Genomic DNA, 22200 nt, shown 5'->3' on the forward strand with positions numbered 1-22200 from the left:
CGCGGTTTTTTTATGTGTGCTATTTAGATTATTAAAGATCAAGTGAGTGAAGCTGAATAGACGGAAATTGAAAACCACGGCAAGATAACTCTGAACGCCATGCAACGGTTAATATCATATTGCCAACAATAAAATTCTGATAAGCAAATGTCCCATTAAGTGGGTGAGAACAGACTCCACCATGATCAGTAGGATGTGCCTGAGTATTTAACGTATTTAAATCTAAACGTATCCCTAATCCTGAAGCTTTTAAAACGGCTTCTTTCGTGGTCCAGACTTTGAACCAATATTCTCTATCTTGTTCTAAGCTTAGCCATGTTTCATATTCATCGGGATGAAAGGCATGTTTTGCTAAAGCGTCTAAGCGTACATTTCGATCCAGTTCCTCAACATCTACGCCAATATCTTTAACATGTTCGCTCATGGCTAAAGCGTAGTATTGTTGGCTATGTGAGTGATTAAAATGCAAAGTGTGATTCAATAAATAAGGTTTACCATGTTCATGCTTGGCAAACTCTAATTCCGTTGAAGTGAGTTGTAGTTCCTCTGCAATCAGTTTGTTTCTAACATTCTGTATTTGTTGTTTTTTATAATGATTAAATGTACGGAAGTCGGGAAAATCTTGTTGTTCTTCATTTAAAAACTTATTAAGTTTTACTATATAAACATCTATATATTTACTATTCATCCTATTAATCCGCCCCCTTCATAACTCAAAGCTAAAATTAACAACGCGCCTATAAATTATTAGCTAATAAAATAAAAAACCCAAAGAAAACTTTGGGTTTTTGAACAGTAAAAAACTTAACGGTTAAATTTTTTCTCTGCTTTCTTAAATTTCTGAATATAACGACGACGACGTGCAGCAGTACGTTCATCAACCTGACTCTTACGTCCTTCAAACGGGTTTTCAGAAGTTTTAAAGTCAATACGAACTGGTGTACCTTCTAGTTTATATACTTTACGAAACACGTTTTCTAAGTAACGACGATAATCAGCAGGTGTCTTATCAACCTTATTACCATGGATGACGATAGTCGGTGGGTTCTGTCCACCCATATGTGCATAACGCATTTTAATACGACGACCGCTAATCATTGGTGGTTGATGAGCTTCTGTCGCATCACTCAAAATTTGAGTCAATTTAGCTGGTGATACTTTTAAGTTCGCAGACTCATAAGCACGGTGGATAGAAGGATATAAATCACCTACCCCAGTTCCATGTAAAGCAGAAATTAAATGGATTTTTGCCCATGGAATAAAGTCAAAACGACGCTCAACATCAAGCTTACATTGCTTGCGGTCGTATTCAGACATGTTATCCCATTTGTTGATAGCAATAACCATGGCACGACCAGCTTCAAGCGCATAGCCAATTAAATGCAAGTCTTGCTCAACAATACCTTCACGCGCATCGACTACAACCACTACAACATGTGCATCTTTCATGGCTTGCAAAGTTTTAACAATTGAGAACTTCTCAATCATTTCATCAACTTTACCTTTACGACGCACACCCGCTGTATCAATTAAAGTGTATTTACGGCCTTCACGCTCAAAAGGAATGTAAATAGAGTCACGAGTTGTACCTGGTTGGTCAAATGCCACCACACGGTCTTCACCAAGCAAACGGTTGACCAGTGTTGACTTACCAACGTTAGGACGACCAATAATTGCTAAGCGTAAACCAGTATCTTTGTCATGCTCTTCTGGATTTTCATCTTCTGGAACTTCTGCAAGTACATCTTCCAGCATTTGCTGTACGCCACGACCATGGCTCGCTGCAACTTGTAATGGTTCACCCATACCAAGTTTATAGAACTCAACCAACGCTGCTTCAGCATGAACACCATCTACCTTGTTCGCAACAAGATAAATTTTCTTGCCTAAAGTACGTAGTTCACGAGCAATTTGCTCATCAGAAGCTAACAATCCAGCACGAGCATCAACCACAAAAATAATAATATCTGCTTCATTGATCGCTGTTTTTGACTGCTCGGCCATGTAGTTATCGATACCGCCTTCACTCTCACCGATACCACCAGTATCAACAACAATGAAAGACTTATTTTGATAAGTCGCATCACCATATTTACGGTCACGAGTCAGACCCGCGAAGTCGGCTACAAGTGCATCACGACTCTTGGTAATCTGGTTAAATAACGTTGATTTTCCGACATTCGGACGACCAATGAGCGCAATAACGGGTTTCATACAATAACCTTAATTCAAGACCAGCCATATCTCATGGCATGAGCATTAGAAACAATACAGGAGATATATTTTAAGGTCAGATATGACCATAATAAAAGACGGGGCTTTGAACTGATTTAATTCAAACACCCCGATATTTTTTAACAGCGTAATTTGTTAAGCGGCTATTTTAGCACAAGCAAACGAAATTAACGATTCTGCCAAATACTTAAATCGCCTTTTCTGGTCGAAACGTAAAGTTGGTTCTCAATAACACGTAATGTATTGACCTCACCGCTTGTTTTTGAACGACCAATCAACTTACCTGTTGCAGGATCAACAAGATGTAATACGCCATCTAAATCACCAACAATAAGATCTGATCCCAACACAACAGGGTTACTTAAATGACGGTTTAATAAACTATCATTTTGCCAAACTTGTTCGCCTGTCGTTAAATCATAAGCAGTTAACTTACCATCAGTTGATGAAACAAATACTTTATTGTCATAAACTTCTGGACGCTTGGTGCTGCTTGAGTCTTCACTCCAAACTACACGTTGCGAAGCTAGATCAGTTACGGTCACTTGTCCTTGGAAACTAGTCGTTACCATAAACTGTCCAGCAACAGTAGGATCACCATCGATATCAATCAAACGTTGAATATCAGAACGACCTTCACTTACTGCAACACGGCGTTGGAAACGTGGTATACCACTAATGGTATCAATTGCATAGATATACGCATTTGCTGAAGCAATTAATACCGTACGGTCATCTAAACTCACAGGTGATGCTTGACCACGTAAACTAAATTGGACATTTGGTAATTTATAAGCCCAAACTTGTTGGCCTGAAGCAGCATCATGCGCAAATACAGTACCGTCGTTTGCAATGGTAATAACGCGTCCAGACTGAACTAAAGAAGGACTTAATAGTGCACCAGATAACTGCGCAGTCCACTTTTGTTCACCTGTTGCCTGATCTAAAGCAAAAAGTTGACCTTTACTATTACCAACAACAACAATTCTTTCAGCAGCTTCAACACCAGAGCTCAACCCTAATTTGCTGACTTTTTTCTCCCAAAGACGTTGCTTACCACGATATGCAGCGACCTCACCTTTTGGGTCAAGTGTAAAGACCACGCCCTCACTTGCATCAAGCTGCAAACGTAACGGATCTGCCTTATCTGTAGAAGAAACACTGCGCGAAAACACGGGCACTAGAGTCTTTTTCGACTCAGTCAATTTCGGTAGTGGATTTGGTTTTGCTTCTTTTACTTTGTTGCTAGAACATCCCACCAGTACAGCTGATGCGATTGCAATTGCCAAAGGCAGTTTGAATTTCTGATTCATTAAGACTCTTCCACCTGTGTTTCCAAAATTGGGCGCTCAATCTGTGGATCTTCAACTAAAACGCCAACACTTTCGAGTTTAATTTGTAAAATTTGTCGTTCTTGTTTACGTTCCAGTAACGAATCCCATGCTGCCTGATACGCTTTTTTAGCAGAATCAATATCTTTCTTAGCAACAAAGATATCGCCACGTAACTCTTCTACTGTTGCTTTAAACGCAGGATCGACGTTACCAGACAAGGTTTTTAGTGCTTCATCATATTTGTTTTGCGCCAGTTGTGCATCTGCTAAACGCAATTTTACAACCTGAATCAAACCTTCATCTTTTACTTTTGAATTTTCGACTTTCTTCAATGCTTTTTCAGCAGCGGCATAGTCTTGTTTTTCATAAGCTAATTTTGCTAATACAAACTGAGTCTGTATCGCCTGAACAGAATCGATATCATCTTTTACGATTTTATCTGCCGATGCTGTTACCGAAGTTAAAGCATTAGGATTATCAGCACTTGCATTTGCTTCATCCATTAACTGCTGTACTTTTGCAGTTTCTGTCTGGCTGCTCGCAAGATTTCTTTTTTGCCAGTATTCCCACCCAAAAAAGGCAATCAATGCAATGAGAATCCCGCTAATCATGGCAGAACCATATTTTTTGGCGAACGACTTTAAGCTGTCGAATTGTTCTTCATCACTTACGCTCATGTGATTGTCCTTTTCCAGATGTTTCAGTTTATTTTGTAAATTTTTCGATTAAGAATGGTACAAGCTCAGCCAACGCAACTTGAGACTGCTCAGCTGTTGCTAACTCTTTGATAGCAAGCTGCTGTGCTTCCCATTCACGCTCACCTAAAATCATGGCGTAAACAGCCCCAGCCTGATCAGCTTTTTTCATCTGACTCTTCATGCTGCCTTGTGAACCTGTTTTGATTCGAATACTGCTATTTGCAGCTTCTAACTGGTCACGTAATTGCTCCGCTAAAATCAAAGCTTTAGTTTGGTAAGCAGGTTCTGCAACCAAGAAGACTTCACAATCACGAATAACTTGAGCTTGTTCAACTTGCTCAAGTAGAAGCAATAAACGCTCCATACCCATCGCAAAACCAACAGCAGGTACAGATTGATCTGGCTTACCTTTTAGCTGACCAACTAAACCATCGTAGCGACCGCCAGCACACACAGTACCTTGCGAACCTAAAGCGGTAGTTGTCCATTCAAAAACGGTTTTATTGTAGTAATCCAGACCACGCACTAATTTTTGATTAATGACAAATTGGATGCCAGCAGCTGTCAAATAATCTTGTAACTGCTTAAAATGATCCAAGCTTTCTTCTTTCAAGAAGTCATGTAATTTCGGCGCATTTTCTAAAATTTTCTGAGTAGATTCAATTTTAGAATCTAAAATACGTAATGGATTCGTTGTTAAACGGCGTTGTGAATCTTCATCCAACGCATCTTTATGCTCGTTTAAAAACGCAACCAAAGCATTACGATACTCTGTACGCTCATCCGTTTCGCCCAAAGTATTTAACTCAAGCTGAACCTTATCAGCAACGCCCATACGTTTCCATAAACGAGCGGTCAACATAATCAATTCAGCATCAATATCAGGAGTCGCAACACCGAAAGTTTCCACGCCAAACTGGTGGAACTGGCGGTAACGTCCTTTTTGTGGCTTCTCATAACGGAACATAGGTCCCATATACCACACGCGTGGCGTAGCACCGCGCAACAAATTATGTTCAACTAAGGCACGAACACAACCTGCTGTACCTTCCGGACGTAAGGTTAAAGACTCTGGTGGATTGCCTTTGTCAAAAAAGGTATACATTTCTTTTTCAACAATATCGGTAGCATCACCAATAGCACGTTTAAACAAGCCCGTTTGTTCAACGATCGGCAAACGAATTTGTTGATATCCATAAGCATCCATTAAAGATGCTAAATGTTGCTCGAGACGTCTCCACGCTACTGTTTGCGTTGGCAAGATGTCATTAAAACCTTTGATTGCGACGATTGAACTCATGATGAACTACGAATAATTTCTTTAGATTTAGCTTCTTCAAGCTCTTGGACACGTTGACGAACCATAGTTTCGATTTCATCAACCAATTGATCGGTATCGATTAAATGGCTTTTTTCACCATTACGATAAACCAATGAGCGAGGCGCAGCCCCAACAACCCCGATGTCAGCTTCTTTTGCTTCACCCGGACCGTTTACTTTACAGCCAATTACCGACACATCCATTGGAGTACGAATATCTTCTAAACGCTCTTCCAATGCTTGCATTACCTGAATAACATTAAATTCTTGGCGAGAACAACTTGGGCAAGCAATAAAGTTAATACCGTTAGAGCGAAGCCCTAGCGATTTTAAAATATCAAAACCAATTTTGATTTCATCTTCCGGTTCGGCGGCAAGCGAAATACGCATCGTATCGCCAATACCTTCCATCAACAATCCGCCAAGGGCAATCGCTGACTTCACAGTACCTGTACGGTAAATACCAGCTTCAGTCACACCTAAATGTAATGGGTTATCAATTTGCTTTGAGAGTAAACGATAAGCATCCATGGTTAAAAACACATTTGATGCTTTTACGCTGACTTTAAATTCATGGAAGTTGAGACGATCTAAAATATCAATATGACGTAGTGCTGATTCGAGCAGCGCCTCACCTGTAGGCTCGCCATATTTCTTTTGTAAATCTTTTTCTAAAGAACCCGCATTGACCCCAATACGCATAGAAATGCCATGATGACGCGCCGCAGCAACCACTTCTCGCACTTTCTGATCTGAGCCAATATTACCTGGGTTAATACGTAAACAGTCTGCACCATAATCTGCAACAGCTAAAGCAATCTTATGGTCAAAGTGAATATCAGCCACTAATGGAACTGAAACACGTTTACGGATCGCGCCAAATGCTTCAGCAGCCTCCATAGATGGGACCGAAACACGCATAATATCAGCACCTGCATCAACGCAACGCTCAATTTGAGCAACGGTTGCATCGACATCGCAAGTTTCGGTATTTGTCATACTTTGCACACTAATAGGTGCATCGCCACCGACATACACCGAACCAACACGGATTTTACGTGTTGGTCGACGTTTAATTGGGTTCTCTATCATTGTATCGCTCAACTCATGGTATTAGCGGGATAAACGGAATTCTGCTTTACCGTTTACCGTATATGGAGACAATGAAATCTGTTCTTGGTTTAGACTTAATGACACAGCCGTTGCATCATCAAGACGAATCTGAAATGGAGACTCACCATTTAAACTTAAAGTTGATGACTGACGACCTGTCGCCAAAACTTTACCTGTTGCATCAACAATATGAACAGAAGTTGGTCGGTTAAAGTTTAACACCAATTGATCACCCACTGTTGAGGTGGTAGCTCCTTGCATAGGTAAAACTTCAACATTCGATTGATTTACTTTAGGTAAATCAGCATCTTCTTTCTTTGAAGTCCATTTTTGGACACCCATAACAAGCAATGACACAACAGCAAGAATTACAACAACAAGAAGTACGCGCTTTAACCATTTCTTATTACGATCACTATTAGAACCCGGGAGTTTACCCATGATTTTAATTGGTGAATTATTTAAGGCATGATTTGGTAACAACCCAGTATCATTTGCATAAATCTCATCGAAACGCTGAATAATTGCGGTCGCGTCCGTATTTAAATATTTTGCATATGAACGGTAATAACCCTTAATGAAAGTCGCTTCCGGCAATGATTTATAGTCATCTTGCTCTAAAGCGGTCAAGGTCTTAACCGGCATATTTAAATCTAAAGAAACTTGCCCTAACTCTTTATTCTGAGCAACTCGAATTTGACGTAAATACTCACCAGGACGTTGAATATTTCCTAAAGCAGAAGTCGGTAAGCTTGAGCCAGTTGGCTGCTGTGAATTAGGATTTATTTCCATACGGCCTCAGTACTATACTGTAATTGCAAATAACGTTGATATTCTGGACTTTCCGGGAACAAGGCACGTAACTGGTTTACTAACACTTGCATTCCCATTTTATCCGCATTGGCTCGAGCCACTCTTACACCAATCCAAAGTGCTCTTGCACCCTGATTTTTCTGCCCCACTGTACGAACATATTGCTCATACATTTGTGTAGCAGCCGGAATCTGCTGCTGCAAATAAAAAATTTCCGCTAACTCTAACATTGAAATATAAGAGTCGCGGTTAGCAAGGAGTGCTTGTTTGAATGTTTTTTCAGCATTCGTAACATCACCCAACTTTAAATAAATACGCCCCAGATTTTCTAATGCCTGATAGCGTTGGTCATAACCTAATGTTGCGCCAGCAATACGAAATTGCTCAACCGCATCATTATAACGCTCCATTTGATATAAATAAGTACCATAATTATTATGTGCTTGAGCATTATCCGGTTCAGATGAAATTGCTCGTTTGAAATAATGTTCTGCTTTTTCTAAATTGGGTTTGCTACCTTCTTGCTGTAGCAAAATACCCATCATCATATTTGCAGTAGCATCGCGGCTATCTACACTTAAAGCTTGATCAAGAGCTCGCTTTGCTGAGTCCAAGTCACCCGAACGGATATGTTCAGCAGCAAGTTGTGTACGCACCTTTACCGCTTTCTCTGGGTCTTTTTTTTGCGTATGCGTTGTCTGGCAACCACTTGCCAGAAATGCAACTGCAATCCCCATACATAAGACCGTTTTTAACTTTGGAATACTCAAAGCCTGCCCTCAATTTATCCTTGTGTACGCAAAATCTCTTGACGCTGTGTGACTTTTTTCTGCCACTGTTCTGCACGGCGGGTTCTGTCAGCCACCTGACCCACTAACTGTCCACATGCAGCATCAATATCATCACCACGTGTTTGACGAATCGTACACACAAATCCCGCATCAGACAAAGTTTTTTGGAACGAGATAATACGATTTCTGCTTGAGCGACCATATGGCGCATGCGGGAACGGGTTAAATGGAATCAAGTTAATTTTACTTGGTAAATTTTTTAATAATTTAATCATTTGCTGTGCATGTTCAGGCTGATCATTTACGCCTTCTAACATCACATATTCAATCGTTACATGTTTACGCGTACTTTCATTACCATCTTTGGCAATATAACGCTGACATGCTGCAATTAACTGAGCCAATGGATATTTTTTATTAATTGGCACAAGCTCATTACGTAATTCATCGTTTGGCGCATGTAAAGAAATGGCTAAAGCGACATCAATGTCTTTTGCAAGCTGGTCAATTTTCGGTACAACACCCGACGTTGATAAAGTCACACGACGTTTTGACATGCCATAAGCAAAGTCATCAAGCATAATCTGCATTGAGCTTAATACAGCATCATAGTTGAGTAATGGCTCACCCATACCCATCATCACCACATTGGTCACTGAACGCTCACGCTCGGCAACAGGCACTTCTTCCATATAAGAATAGTTTGCCATCCAGAGTTGCCCAATAATTTCATCTGGCGTTAAATCACGTTGAAAACCTTGTTTACCTGTTGAACAAAATGAGCAATCTAATGCACAGCCCACTTGAGAGGAAATACAAAGCGTTTTACGTAACCCAGTTTTATCTTCCGCAGGAATTAATACAGTTTCAACTAAAGAACCTGCACCCTCACCTACGCGAAACACCCACTTACGTGTACCATCTTTTGAATAATGACGGTGAACCACTTCAGGTGCTTTAATTTCACAAATCTGTTCAAGCTTCGCACGTAGTTTACCAGAAATATTGGTCATTTCAGCAAAGTCAGTAACAAAGTATTGATGTATCCATTTCATGACCTGTCCGGCACGAAACTTCTTCTCACCAATATCTTCAAAGAATTTTTCTAACTCAGGACGAGACATGCCGAGTAAATTCACTTTATTTTCGGCAGCAGGGATTACCGGCGTGGACGAAGATTGCTGCTGTCCATCAAGATTTTCAGATGAAACGACCACTGCAGAACTCATGTGTATTTACCTAAACCATGTCAAAAAAACTGAAGATATTGTTCAAGAATCAAACAATATTCTCTTAAGAGAATAAAAAAACCAGATAAGTAGTATACCACTTATCTGGTTTGAATGCTTTCGATTAACGAGTGCGTGGGCAGATCTCGTTGTCAGCAAAGAAGTAAGCAATTTCACGCTCTGCAGAAGCAACTGAGTCAGAACCGTGAGCAGCGTTTTCGTCGATGCTTACAGCGAAGTCAGCACGGATAGTACCAGGAGCAGCTTCTTTAGGGTTTGTAGCACCTAAGATTTCACGGTGTGCAAGAACTGCGTTTTCACCTTCAAGAACAGATACTACAACTGGACCAGAAGTCATGAATGCAACTAAGTCACCAAAGAAACCACGTTCTTTATGCTCAGCATAGAAACCTTCAGCATCAGCTTGAGAAAGGTGTTTCATTTTAGTCGCAACAATTTTTAAACCCGCTTTTTCAAAACGAGCAAAAATTTCACCGATGTGGTTTTTAGACACTGCATCAGGTTTTACGATAGACAAAGTACGTTCAATAGCCATGAGTGGCTCCTTTATTTTAAGATTTAAACTTTAAAAAATTTGCCGCATTATACCGATGTCATAGGCAATAATCAGCTTTGAATGTGTAAAAGTTGCGATTTTTTCTACTGTTTTTAGCGAACTTCGTCTATCCAGGCCATCTGAATGCCTTCTAGCAATCCTTCTGTCGATTTATTTGGGTCATCACTGAAATCTGGCAATGCACACACCCATGCATGTAAATCGGTAAAACGGATCCATTGCGGATCAACTTCTGGATGTGCTTCTGACAATTCAATGGCAATATCAATCGTATCTGTCCAACGTAAGCCCATAGCGGCTCCTATCTGTTTAATCTGCTAAATCACGAACTGTGTACTTTAGCAAATCCACAAACCTAATCGATAGCTTAAGCTGATAAAAATTACCGATGCTTATAAAGCGATGTTCAATAATGGCGCCACAAAAATAATCGTAGCCGCGACCGCTGCACCAATTAGCGCACCAACAATCACATCACTTGGATAATGAAGACCCAGTACCATACGAGACAAAGCGACAAGCACCATGAAAGGAAACATCGCCGCAAGCAGAACTGGCTGAATGTAACCCAATACAATTGTCACCATGACCGCATGAAGTGTGTGGCCTGATGGAAAACTAAAATGATCAAGCGGTCTTTCACCGAGCACAATCACCTGATGCACCTGATAAGGACGTGGCCGCGTGGTTTTATGTTTTAAAAATTTATAAATTGCTGTGCCGACAGAACCACCTAATAACAAGTAGATGATTTGCAAACTATAGGTAATGCCTTGCATACCCCACACGATTGCCAGCATTAGATACCAAAACGGACCATCACCAACACGACTGATAATTTTGAAAAAAAGGGCAACACGCTGTGAGTGAGAGAAATTGTTCAGATATAAACAGCCTCTCAAGTCTAAATCGAGTATTTTTATTTTTGCATTCTTAAATTTCATGGTCATTCTCCTATCTTAGGATACTTAGGTGAAGTCCAACGAGGGCTCCTTCACTACCTGATAAAATGCCTGCTCCAATTGCTGAACCGGAAGTTGCCAACCGCTTTGCTGTACTTTATGACAGGCTTGTACGCCCATTTCTCTAAGTTGTTGTACCGAAGGAAGCTGATAAATTTGTTGTATAAAGTGGTTTTTTTGTCCAAGTGGGCTTAACCAGCCATTCACACCATGTGTTAAGTATTGATGTGCACATGCATAATCATACGCTATAACTGGTAAACCGCTTGCCATTGCCTCTAAAACTACGTTACCAAACGTTTCAACTTGACTCGCAAATACAAATACATCTGCACTCGCATAGGCAGCAGCCAAATCTTGACCTCTCAGACTTCCGGTAAAGATAACACCCTTCGCTTCAGGTAGTGACTTTAAACGAGCAAAATCTGGGCCATCTCCCACAATCACTAATTTAGTTTTATGTAGCTGAATGCTTTGCAGGTTCGCGTAACTTTCAATAAGTACTTGCACTTCTTTTTCCGGTGACAAACGCCCCACATAAAGCATAACGCGAGTATTCTCATCAGCATCCCATTGTTTTCGCAAATTTTCAGAGCGATGCTTCGGTGAAAATCTTGTTGTATCTACGCCACGCCCAACGACAACCAGTGGACAAGTAATACCGAAACCTCGTAATGCTTCTTGAGTATCTTTACTCGGCACACAAGTTACTTGAGTGTTATTGTGAAACCAGCACAGATATTTTTGAATCGGTTTGACTAAAAAAGCCAAATCAAAGAATCGACTAAAGTCTTGAAATGGTGAATGAAAGCCACTAGAAACTGGAATAGCTTTTGCCTTAGCAGCTTGCATGGCAGTTAAACCTAATGGCCCTTCAGTCACAATGTGCACGACATCTGGGACAAACTTTTCAAAAGCTTTCGATACTTTTAAATATTGTGGCCAACCAAATTGTAAAGTTGGATACTTGGGAATCGCCTGCGACATAACCAAACATTCTTGCTCTGGTGTAAAGTCATGGCATTTTGCTTTTTGCTCTGGGCGAATCAGTAAAATCTTATGCCCCTGTTTTTGTAAACCTTGGCATAACTGTAATAATGATAGTGCCACACCATTGATTTCGGGTGGCCAAGTTTCCGTCACAATCGCAATTTTTAAACGTGGGCGCACCAAATCATGCAATGAATGTGCATTAGATAGCTGCTGCTTTTGTTTAAAAAAGAATTGGAAGCTTTCAGGAAGTTGCTGTTGTTTTAATAGTGCTGTCGCGTATGAACTTTGCATAGCGCCATCCATCAATGTATTTATTTTCATGCTTAAAGATTAAGCAGTTTTTTTGACATTTTGATGATAAATGCATGACAGTTTACTGACATGAAAAATAAAAAAAGCACACTGATGACAGCATGCTTTCTCTTAAATTCTAGTAACTATTAGCGATTTTGCAATTTTGCATAATCCATGAGTACATTAGCAGCTTCAGTCACAAAAGTTTCTTCTTCTGGTAACGCTGGACGTTGCGATGCTTTCATTTTAGCGCGAGATTCAGCTAGAGCATCTAATGAAGCTTGATAGCTTTCCCAGTTTGCAAAAGGCTTTTGACCCGTTGCAGCACGGCGTTCATTCTCTGCATCTAAAGTTTGTTTCTCTAAACCAAGTAATTCAGCACGGCGCTTATCAATATCAAGTACCACTTGTTTTTGATCACTCGTCACCTTAGCAATCGCAGTACGTTTATTTAGATATTTAAACTGAGCATCATTGGCAACACGTTGTTCAGAGAATTGAGACAACTTTGTCACATAAGGCTGAACAGAACCTTCACGTTTAAATGGTGCAGTAGGAATTGTGTCCCACTTCAATGCATTCTTCGATTTACGCTCACCAAACTCTTCGTTATAGATATCAACGAGTTTAATGTCTGGCACTACACCTTTATTTTGTGTACTACCACCAGTAATACGATAGAACTTACGCTGAGTTAAAGTTGCTTGACCATATGCCAGAGTATCAAGTTGTACCTGAGCTGTACCCTTACCAGTTGTTGTACTACCAATAATAATACCGCGCTCATAATCTTGAATTGCAGCAGAGTAAATCTCACTTGCCGATGCAGATGCCAAGTTCACCAATACCGCGAGTGGGCCTGTATAAATTTGCTGACCGCCATCGTTATCTTCAAACACGCTTACGTTGCCATTGCCATCACGAATTTGCACCACCGGACCAGACTTAATCACCTGACCCAACATACGTGCAACTTCTTCTAATGAGCCACCTGGGTCATTACGTAAGTCAATAATAATACCTTCTACTTTCTTCGCTTTTAGCGCTTCAAAAGCATTTGCAGTATCTTCAGAAACTGAACGGTATTGTTGACCTGCACGACGTGAACGATAGTCGAAATAGAATGATGGAATTTCAATTACGCCCAACACATGCTTTTTACCATCACGTGTCACTTCAACTGTGCGTGAACGAACACCAGCATCTTCCTCTTGGATAACATCACGTACTAATGTCACGTTACGTGCCTGACTCATTGATGCGCCAGCGCCAAGAAGTTTTAACGTGACTTTTGTTCCACGTTTACCACGAATGAGTCCAACAATTTCAGAACTTGTCCAGCCAATCACATCAACCATTTTCTCGCCTTCTTGGGCGACACCAATGATTCGATCTCCTGATTTCACTTGACCAGACTTACTTGCAGGACCACCTTCTACAATGGTTTCAATCTTTGTGTAATCTTCGTTGCCACGTTCTGGACGAATCGACACCCCAATACCTTCGAGCTGCAAAGTAGTTTGGCGATTAAGTTCGATCGCATCAATTGGCGGGTAATAGTTACTATGTGGATCATAGGTCGCCAACATTGCATTTAAAGTTTTGTCCAAGACGTCATCGCTTTTTACACGACTAATTCTTTCAAGCTGACGCGTATAACGTTTAGTTAACGTTTGAGCTGGTGTTAAATCTTCTGGGCCAGTTAAGTCCTGACCATCAGCAAGTGAAGGATTTTCTTTAAGCGCTTTTTGTTTCGCCTGCTCTTCTTCACGGCTAATGGTTAAGTTGATTAACTGTGAAACCAACATTTTGCGCCAATGGTTTTGTTGCTCAGCAGTCGTTTTAAAATACGGTGCTTTTTCACGATCAACTTCAATATAGCTATTTGGCTGCTTTAAATTTTGCTGTTGTTTTAACTCAGCTAACATGAACTCATAAAATTGTTTTAAGCGTTCACGATATTGCTGATGAATTGCAAACGGTCCAGTTAAATTCCCCGCTTTTAATGAAGCACCAAAATTTGAACCATATAGTTTTTTATAATTTTGAACTTCAGAATCTAGAAATAGTGAGTGATCTGGATCAAGACTATCTAAATACATATCCAGAATACGATTTGATGTGGTCGCATCCAGACGCATATTTAAATAATGTTGGCGATCTACTAAAGTTGCCAGTTGGCGAGCTACCAAAGCCTGTTCTTGCGTTGGCTGGATCGATTGAGAAACCGCAGCAGTATTGGTTGCTGCTCTCGCTTCATTCATCGTATGAGAGAAGAATAAACCGCCAGTCGCGATCGCTACTGCACAAGCTATAGTTTGAAGTTTCATAAATTTTTAATACTTCCTTGGGTGTTCCTATCTTACACGCTCTGTTTTCGATATGAACTAAGCAGATTCAAAATCTTAACCAACTAAATTGTTTATACCGTGTAGTTTTATCATATTCTGTACTGACAAAATGTAGCAAAACATTGCAAAATTCGCTTATTGTTTTTCAATCAAAATTCAAATGGAACCAATATGATTGGCGCATTGATGCTGGACATCGCCGGCACAGAACTTACTCAAGAAGATATTGAACTATTACGCGCTCCGCAAGTCGGTGGCATGATTTTATTTGCACGAAATATTGAATCTCCACAACAAGTGCGTGCTTTAACCGACCATATGCGTCAAATTCGCCCAGATATTTTGATTGCTGTTGACCAAGAAGGTGGCCGAGTTCAGCGCCTAAGATCAGGTTTCACCCTATTACCAGCCATGGGTCGTTTCGGAGAGTTATATTTAACTCAACCCCAAAAAGCACTTGAACTGGCTGAGCAGTGCGGCTGGTTAATGGCAACTGAAGTTCTTGCTGTCGGCATCGATTTCAGTTTTGCGCCAGTTCTAGACCTAAATGCTATTAGTGATGTAATTGGTGACCGTGGCTTCTCTAAAAATATTGATGATATTGCCCCGCTTGCAGGCGCATTTATGCAAGGTATGAAAAAAGCCGGCATGGCAAATACAGGCAAGCACTTCCCGGGTCACGGTTCAGTAAAAGCTGACTCTCATGTTGCGGCCGCAATCGACAGTCGTAGCTATGACGAAATTTACAACCATGATATGCAAAGCTTCATTAAGCTTATGCCTCAGCTAGATGCACTCATGCCTGCACATGTGATTTATGATCAAGTTGATCCAAATCCAGCAGGTTTTTCACCTTTCTGGATTCAAGAAGTTCTACGCAAACGTTTGAATTTTAATGGTGTACTTTTCTCTGATGACTTAAGTATGCAGGCTGCATGTGTCGCAGGTGGTGCGGATGCTCGTATTCAGGCTGCTCTAGCAGCTGGGTGTGACATGGGGTTGGTGTGTAATGATCGAAGTGCAGCCTGTACAGCGCTCGAAGGTATTACAAACTTAGCACTACCAAATCAACAGCGTTTAGAACGCATGCGTGGCCAAATTCCACAAATTCAGATTGGTGAAACTTTATCGCTTGGAAATGAGTGGCAAGCTGTCAAAACAGCCATTGAAGAGTTTAAAAATTCGATCTAAATTGAGTTAAACCTATATTTGACTGATGATCTTGATCATCAGTCAAAACACACAAAAACAATAAATCGAGTTCAGGACGAATGACACAACAACTTTCAAAACACCGCCACATCTCTTTTACAGCCCACTATACGGGTTATATCTGGTATCAAATGGGGATTTCTCATGAAGCACTTGCCACAACCAAAGGCAAATCACTGGCTTATTTAGTTCACCCGCTAGAATCATGGGCAGAGAAATATGTGGGTGGCAGCATGCGCACTACACTAAAACAACGCCACACCATGCTTGATCATCATTTAGAAAAATTAATTCAAAAAAATCCTGATTTACAAGTTCTAGAAATAGCATGTGGCCTGTCGCCACGTGGCTGGTGGTTTAGGCAGCATTACCCTTCTATTACCTATCGGGAGCTTGATTTGCCCGATATGGCACAAACCAAACAAAATGCGTTACAACAAATTGAAAAGAATGCGCCTGAAATTTTATCAGTTGATTTATTTACAGAAGCTTTTGCACAAGCATTTGAGGTATTTGACCCTAGCCGCCCATTGGTTGTAATCAGTGAAGGCTTGATTAACTATTTTGATAAAGTTTTATTAAAACAACTGATCCAAGCGATTGGCCACTATGGTGCCACTTTTAAAAAGCTTCACTATTTAACCGACTTATATCCTGAACCCATTAAAAACAAACTCGCCAGTATTATTTGGAATAGTAGTAAGTTACTTAAAATAATGTCTCGCAGTTCTTTTAGTTTTCATTTCAAAAGTCCACAAGAGGTTAAAGACTTTTTTAAAGATACAGAGTTTGAGCAGGTTACTATTGAACAGCCACAAATATTCTTTGGGCAAGTTTCTCAAGATAACCATGAAGAGCATTTAGGCGATTTAGTCTGGATTATTCATTCTCAAATAAAATAATAAATATAAAAAAATGGAAGCTCGAAATAAACGAGCTCCCATCTATAAATATATTATTAAGCTGCTTGTTTTTGACGAGCAATAAAACGGCTTAACCGATCAGCAAGCTCAAAACTACCATGTTTAAATAAAGCTCGAATACCCTGCGCTGTACTTTCAAAAATTAAGCACTCAATCGCAAAACTACCTTCTTCATCTTCTAAATGAAGTGCCAAATCGCGTGGATGGTCATTCACAAAATCAAGCTGCGAAACATCATTCATTTTTAAATACATACCGAAGAAAGTCACATCAACAATTGATACAGGGACCTGTACATCAAACTCTCTATGGGTAAGTTGAGTATGCGGTTGTAAAACTGGGACTCGCTCCTCACCACGACGTTCCATTTTTTGCATTTGATCACGCGTCATTGGAATAATGCCATCCAGATTTTGGATAGATTCACCTTTTAAAAATGAAGTAAACAAACTCATAGTTTCTTTACGACGCTGTAGCTGCGGTACATGATCTGCGTTTGCAATAAGGGCAAATTCCATATCAGGACATTGCAACGCAAAATTGGCATTTTCATGAGGCAGAGTAAAACTATCGTATTGCCCTGCTGCAACTAGCGTTTTGCACTCTGGGATAGGTACATCTGTTAAACGCAAAAGGCGATTACAGTTAATTTCATAACGCTCCCGCTCAGTCCCCGTAAATTCAGCCATTTGTCTAAAAAACAACTTCTTAGCAGTTGGTGACATACGAGTTTTTTCTAATTTTGCATGATTCACCAAATACAAAATGACAGCTTGCCCAAACTCTTCCATACGGTTTTCTTGCATGAGTTTGAGCGATTCTTCCAAAATCATTCGCCAACTTTTACGAGTCTTTTGCATAACCCCCATCAAGATCATACGATCCATCAGGTCGGGACGATGATGAGCAAAACAAGAGGCAATCACGGACCCTAAAGACATTCCCATCACAGAAACTTTTTGTATTCCAACGATATCTAACCAACGTCCTAACATTTCAGATAAATCAGGTAATTCTAAAGTTCCCGCAGATACTCCTGTATCGCGATTAGTAATTTGCTGATTTGCACCCATCGAAGGTAAATCGATTAAAATAACAGGACCACTTTCAAACAACTGTTCAACACAATATTTATAAGAATTAAAATTCTGGAAAGCACCACCAACAATCACAATCGGTGTTTTGTGAATCGTTTTTGGATCGGCAATTGCCATATATTCAATTTTCCAACCGTCAATCCATGTTGTACGAGCAGGTTGCTTAAAACTATCTCTATGGTAGATATCGAAAAAGCCAAAACCGGCATAAGCTTGGTTGATCTCCGAATCCATTTGAATAATGGAATTCATATCCTTGCTTCCTCCTTGCTGTAATTTTTTTATGCTGCAAGAGTTCCTTCTTGAACACGTAATCTTTTATGCACAAATCTTTAAAATTTGTATTAGTTTGTATTGCACAATAACATTCTAAACAATTGTCTGAAATATACGCAATCGCTGAAATGACCGCTCATCTTGTTTAAGCCGCTAATAGTTTGCAAAATATTTAAATGTTTTTTTATAGCGGTCACATTTTTGAAAAAAAGCCATTCATTGTTCCGCATTTGACTGCTACTATCGTAGTCATTGGTAAATGATTAAAAAATGCTATGCAAGATTCAATTGAACAATATATGCAAAAAGTTGGGCAACAAGCACGCGAGGCTTCTCGTGTCCTTACAAGTGCTTCTACCTCACTAAAAAATCATGCGCTCTCTGCTATTTATACTGCTTTAGAAAATAATCAGGCAGCTATTTTGGCAGCGAATCAAATCGACATGGATAAAGGTCGTAGCAACCAGCTCGACAGTGCCTTACTTGATCGTCTTGAGCTTACACCTGCACGTATTAAAGGCATGTTGCAAGGTTTAAAAGATGTGATTGCACTGGTCGATCCGATTGGGGAAATCACTGATCTTGCATATCGCCCCACAGGCATTCAAATTGGAAAAATGCGTGTACCTTTGGGTGTGGTTGGTATGATTTACGAATCACGTCCAAACGTAACACTTGAAGCTGCATCTTTAGCGATTAAATCGGGCAATGCCATTATTTTACGTGGTGGTTCAGAAGCACTCGAGTCAAATAAAGCAATCGCAGAAGCAATTAAGCATGGTTTAAAAGTTGCCGGTTTACCTGAGCATTCAGTACAAGTCATTGAAACTTCTGACCGTGCAGCTGTTGGCCATCTCATCACCATGGCTGAATATGTAGATGTAATCGTTCCACGTGGCGGTAAAAGCTTGATTGAGCGTGTAACCAACGAAGCGCGTATTCCGGTGATTAAACATCTTGATGGTAACTGCCATGTATTTGTTGAAGCACAAGCAGATTTGCAAAAAGCTTTACCAATTACCTTAAATGCAAAAACACATCGTTATGGCGTTTGTAATGCGATGGAAACTCTGCTCGTTGATGAAAAAATTGCAGATGTTTTCTTACCACGCATTGCTGAACTTTATGCTGAAAAACAAGTTGAACTTCGCGGTTGTCCAGAAACACGTCGCATTTTGGGCGCATCTGTAAAACCTGCAACAGAAGAAGATTGGTATACCGAATATCTAGGGCCAATTCTTGCTGTTAAAGTTGTTAGCGGTATTGATGAAGCAATTGACCATATCAACAAATATGGTTCACATCACACTGATGCAATTGTGACTGAAAACTACACTTTAGCTCGTCAATTCTTAGCTCGTGTAGATTCAAGCTCAGTTGTGATTAATGCTTCAACTCGTTTTGCTGACGGTTTCGAATATGGCTTAGGGGCAGAAATTGGTATCTCTACAGATAAAATTCATGCTCGTGGTCCAGTTGGTTTAGAAGGCTTAACTTCTCAAAAATGGATTGTTTTAGGTGACGGTCAAATTCGTCAATAATTAATCTATTGGTTTAAACAAAAACGCCTGATCTTGATCAGGCGTTTTTTATTATTCAAGTTATGAGTCACTATAAAAAACCAACCCGAAGGCTGGTTTTTCTTAATCGTATATTTATTAGAAAATAAAGTCAGTATTCACAAATTTAGAGTAGTGTTCAGACACCATAGAGGCCAACATGCCTTTGCTGTCATCTGTCTGTTTAGCAGCAATCATAGAACGAATAGAGAATGCTCGAAGTGCATCATGTACAGAAAGTGTGCCTTCCGCAGAATCTTTACGACCACCAAACGGGAATACATCAGGGCCACGCTGACATTGACAATTGATGTTTACACGACAGACCTGATGGACCAACGGATCAACTAAATGACCAATTTGCTCAGGGTCGCTACCAAAAATACTCACCTGCTGCCCATGATCAGAAGTAGTGACATAGTCCAGCACAGTTTCAATGTCATCATAAACAGAGACTGGTATCACTGGACCGAACTGTTCTTCACGATACAGTCTCATCCCCTCAGTCACTGGATAAACTACGGCAGGATAGAACATTGTTTTGCAGAATTCACCACCTTCCGGATTAACTACTTGAGCCCCTTTAGCCACGGCATCTTCAATGACGTCAGTCATGTAGGCTGTACGGTGCATACCAGGTAGCGGCGTAATAAATACACCCTTTTCCCATGGCATACCCACTTTCAGTTTAGCTAGTTCAGTCGTTAAGCGGTTAACAAATTCATCGGCTATCGAGCGATGTACCATCAGCATTTTGAGCGCGGTACAACGCTGACCATTAAATGACAATGCACCCAGCAGACACTCTTTCACTGTCAGATCCAAGTCGGCATCCGGCAGAATAATAGCTGCATTCTTCGCATCCAACCCCAAAATTGCACGCAGACGGTGAGATTTAGGATGTTGCTTCTTCAAGTGATCAGCTACTTTACTAGAACCAATCAGTGCCAGCACATTAATTTGCCCAGATGCCAGCAAATGCGGCACCACTAAAGAACCTGGTGCATAAATGGTATTGATCACACCTTTTGGAAATGAGTCACGAAATGCTTCTAGTAATGGTTCGAACAACAAGGTCCCAAATTGAGGTGGTTTAAAAATGATGGTATTACCCATCAGCATGGCTGGGATCAGAGTCGCAAAAGTTTCATTCAGTGGGTAGTTGTATGGCCCCATACACAACACGACACCTAGTGGAGTACGACGAATTTGACCAATCGTACCTTCAGCCATGACAAAGCGAGAGTTAGCATTATCCAGATCTTTCAGAGCATCTATCGTTTGACGCATATAGGTAATCGTACGGTCAAACTCTTTCTCTGAATCAGCCAAGCTTTTACCAATTTCCCACATGATCAGCTTAATGATCAGATCTCGCTGCTCCACCATGCGCTGAATAAAATTTTGCATACAGGCAATACGCTCACCAACCTTCATCATTGGCCATTCGCCACGACCATTGTTGTAAGCTCGTACCGCTGCCTCTAACGCTTCATCACTTTCTTTTTCACCCATGACTGGATAACTACCAAGTTCAACTTGCTGTAGGCTACCGTCAGGCTGCTGAATCCAGATTGGAGATAATGTTTTCTTGGTTGCACCAGCCCACAACCTCAACTCACCATCCACTAGTGAGACACGCTGATGAATTTGAGAAGGCAGACGCACACTTTCAGGAATACTGTCCTCTACTGGGAATTTATGCTGTAAATTATTTAACTGATTCATTCTTCTTAATACCTTATTATTCGTATGTCTTTTATATATCCCCGAACTGTCCACTGTAATCAGGTCTTTTTCGGGTCAATATCACTATTATTATCCGTATTCACCTTGCTTGAACCGTAAATCACAAGGTGAATAACTTAAAGCGTTGATAATCTTTCTAGATGAATTTACCCCCGACACACATTATCAGTCATTCCTAGCTTCTGAATGACTTGCTCAATGATTTGTTCTGGTGTGAGAGCAATATCAATAGCAATTGCTTCATTCATATCAGGTTCTTCCAACGTATCTAACTGTGTTTGTAGCAACGCCGGGTCAAAAAAATGACCAGATCTTTCTGCCAGTCTTTGCTGTAATAACTCATAAGAGCCTTTTAGGTACACAAACTTAACATTCTGATCCTGCCCTCTTAAAATATCGCGATACATTCGCTTTAAAGATGAGCATGTAAATACAGCTGTTTCACCGTCTCTTTGTTTGGTTTCAATGACCTGACGAATTGCCTGTAACCATGGCAAGCGGTCTTCATCAGTTAAAGGAATGCCTTGGCTCATCTTACTTTTATTTGCAGCTGAATGAAGCGTATCTCCATCAAGAAACTCACAAGCCAAACGCTCTGATAACAATTCACCAATTAGGGTTTTACCTGTTCCACAGACACCCATTGCAATCACAATCATGGATTACTCACCTTT

At 40.4% G+C, this 22200-nt stretch carries 20 protein-coding genes; 3 read left to right on the forward strand and 17 right to left on the reverse strand.

Features of this window, described 5'->3' with window-relative positions:
- Window positions 1-31: 31 nt before the first annotated feature.
- From KTJ10_RS08395 to KTJ10_RS08460, 14 genes are all read right to left on the reverse strand, one after another.
- Entirely contained in the window at window positions 32-688 is a 657-nt protein-coding gene (locus KTJ10_RS08395) for a 4'-phosphopantetheinyl transferase family protein (RefSeq protein WP_262441781.1), read from the reverse strand.
- Between the two features lie 116 nt (window positions 689-804).
- Entirely contained in the window at window positions 805-2214 is a 1410-nt protein-coding gene (der, locus tag KTJ10_RS08400) for a ribosome biogenesis GTPase Der (protein WP_005066184.1), read from the reverse strand.
- A gap of 188 nt (window positions 2215-2402) precedes the next feature.
- A complete protein-coding gene (gene bamB / locus KTJ10_RS08405) occupies window positions 2403-3548 on the reverse strand; it encodes an outer membrane protein assembly factor BamB (RefSeq protein ID WP_262441782.1) in 1146 nt (381 codons plus the stop codon).
- A complete protein-coding gene (locus KTJ10_RS08410) occupies window positions 3548-4246 on the reverse strand; it encodes a YfgM family protein (protein ID WP_017398816.1) in 699 nt (232 codons plus the stop codon). Before KTJ10_RS08410 ends, bamB begins: the two co-directional genes overlap by 1 nt.
- Window positions 4247-4274: 28 nt before the next feature.
- A complete protein-coding gene (gene hisS, locus KTJ10_RS08415) occupies window positions 4275-5567 on the reverse strand; it encodes a histidine--tRNA ligase (protein WP_044101238.1) in 1293 nt (430 codons plus the stop codon).
- Entirely contained in the window at window positions 5564-6679 is a 1116-nt protein-coding gene (gene ispG / locus KTJ10_RS08420) for a flavodoxin-dependent (E)-4-hydroxy-3-methylbut-2-enyl-diphosphate synthase (protein ID WP_262441783.1), read from the reverse strand. Before ispG ends, hisS begins: the two co-directional genes overlap by 4 nt.
- A gap of 21 nt (window positions 6680-6700) precedes the next feature.
- On the reverse strand, window positions 6701-7492 hold the full coding sequence (locus KTJ10_RS08425; RefSeq protein ID WP_262441784.1) for a helix-turn-helix domain-containing protein: 792 nt from the start codon (window positions 7490-7492) through the stop codon (window positions 6701-6703).
- Window positions 7483-8283: a type IV pilus biogenesis/stability protein PilW gene (gene pilW / locus KTJ10_RS08430; protein ID WP_181949727.1), complete on the reverse strand. Its 801-nt coding sequence runs from the start codon at window positions 8281-8283 to the stop codon at window positions 7483-7485. The genes KTJ10_RS08425 and pilW overlap by 10 nt, the downstream gene beginning before the upstream one ends.
- Before the next feature lie 14 nt (window positions 8284-8297).
- A complete protein-coding gene (gene rlmN, locus KTJ10_RS08435) occupies window positions 8298-9533 on the reverse strand; it encodes a 23S rRNA (adenine(2503)-C(2))-methyltransferase RlmN (RefSeq protein WP_002115097.1) in 1236 nt (411 codons plus the stop codon).
- A gap of 124 nt (window positions 9534-9657) precedes the next feature.
- Window positions 9658-10089 carry a nucleoside-diphosphate kinase gene (gene ndk / locus KTJ10_RS08440; RefSeq protein WP_000963851.1) on the reverse strand — a complete coding sequence of 144 codons (432 nt, stop codon included), beginning with the start codon at window positions 10087-10089 and terminating at the stop codon, window positions 9658-9660.
- A gap of 113 nt (window positions 10090-10202) precedes the next feature.
- A complete protein-coding gene (gene iscX, locus KTJ10_RS08445; RefSeq protein WP_004698764.1) occupies window positions 10203-10403 on the reverse strand; it encodes a Fe-S cluster assembly protein IscX in 201 nt (66 codons plus the stop codon).
- A 99-nt stretch (window positions 10404-10502) separates the two neighbouring features.
- Complete coding sequence (locus tag KTJ10_RS08450; RefSeq protein ID WP_017482038.1) at window positions 10503-11054, reverse strand: phosphatase PAP2 family protein; 552 nt, start codon at window positions 11052-11054, stop codon at window positions 10503-10505.
- 24 nt (window positions 11055-11078) lie between these two features.
- On the reverse strand, window positions 11079-12368 hold the full coding sequence (locus KTJ10_RS08455) for a glycosyltransferase family 4 protein (RefSeq protein ID WP_262441858.1): 1290 nt from the start codon (window positions 12366-12368) through the stop codon (window positions 11079-11081).
- A 137-nt stretch (window positions 12369-12505) separates the two neighbouring features.
- Window positions 12506-14689, reverse strand: a complete 2184-nt coding sequence (locus tag KTJ10_RS08460; protein WP_057086332.1) for a carboxy terminal-processing peptidase — start codon at window positions 14687-14689, stop codon at window positions 12506-12508.
- A 192-nt stretch (window positions 14690-14881) separates the two neighbouring features.
- Between KTJ10_RS08460 and nagZ the strand changes: the two genes are divergently transcribed.
- Together nagZ and KTJ10_RS08470 are read left to right on the forward strand one after the other, a co-directional pair.
- Window positions 14882-15901 carry a beta-N-acetylhexosaminidase gene (gene nagZ / locus KTJ10_RS08465; protein WP_101664124.1) on the forward strand — a complete coding sequence of 340 codons (1020 nt, stop codon included), beginning with the start codon at window positions 14882-14884 and terminating at the stop codon, window positions 15899-15901.
- An 80-nt stretch (window positions 15902-15981) separates the two neighbouring features.
- Complete coding sequence (locus KTJ10_RS08470) at window positions 15982-16824, forward strand: class I SAM-dependent methyltransferase (protein ID WP_262441785.1); 843 nt, start codon at window positions 15982-15984, stop codon at window positions 16822-16824.
- 56 nt (window positions 16825-16880) lie between these two features.
- On the opposite strand, the gene KTJ10_RS08475 is transcribed toward KTJ10_RS08470, so the two are convergent.
- On the reverse strand, window positions 16881-18194 hold the full coding sequence (locus tag KTJ10_RS08475; RefSeq protein WP_182917638.1) for an alpha/beta fold hydrolase: 1314 nt from the start codon (window positions 18192-18194) through the stop codon (window positions 16881-16883).
- 299 nt (window positions 18195-18493) lie between these two features.
- On the opposite strand from KTJ10_RS08475, the gene KTJ10_RS08480 reads away from it, so the two are divergent.
- Window positions 18494-19759 (forward strand): glutamate-5-semialdehyde dehydrogenase, encoded by a 1266-nt coding sequence (locus KTJ10_RS08480; RefSeq protein WP_199992582.1) that lies wholly within the window; start codon window positions 18494-18496, stop codon window positions 19757-19759.
- Window positions 19760-19876: 117 nt separating this feature from the next.
- Here KTJ10_RS08480 and KTJ10_RS08485 read toward each other — a convergent pair whose 3' ends face one another.
- Both KTJ10_RS08485 and KTJ10_RS08490 read right to left on the reverse strand, forming a co-directional pair.
- Entirely contained in the window at window positions 19877-21505 is a 1629-nt protein-coding gene (locus KTJ10_RS08485) for an NADP-dependent glyceraldehyde-3-phosphate dehydrogenase (RefSeq protein ID WP_086265039.1), read from the reverse strand.
- A gap of 167 nt (window positions 21506-21672) precedes the next feature.
- Window positions 21673-22185, reverse strand: a complete 513-nt coding sequence (locus KTJ10_RS08490; protein WP_130127805.1) for a gluconokinase — start codon at window positions 22183-22185, stop codon at window positions 21673-21675.
- Between the last annotated feature and the right edge of the window lie 15 nt (window positions 22186-22200).

Source organism: Acinetobacter sp. WU_MDCI_Abxc222 (assembly GCF_025514755.1).
Taxonomy (GTDB): domain Bacteria; phylum Pseudomonadota; class Gammaproteobacteria; order Pseudomonadales; family Moraxellaceae; genus Acinetobacter; species Acinetobacter geminorum.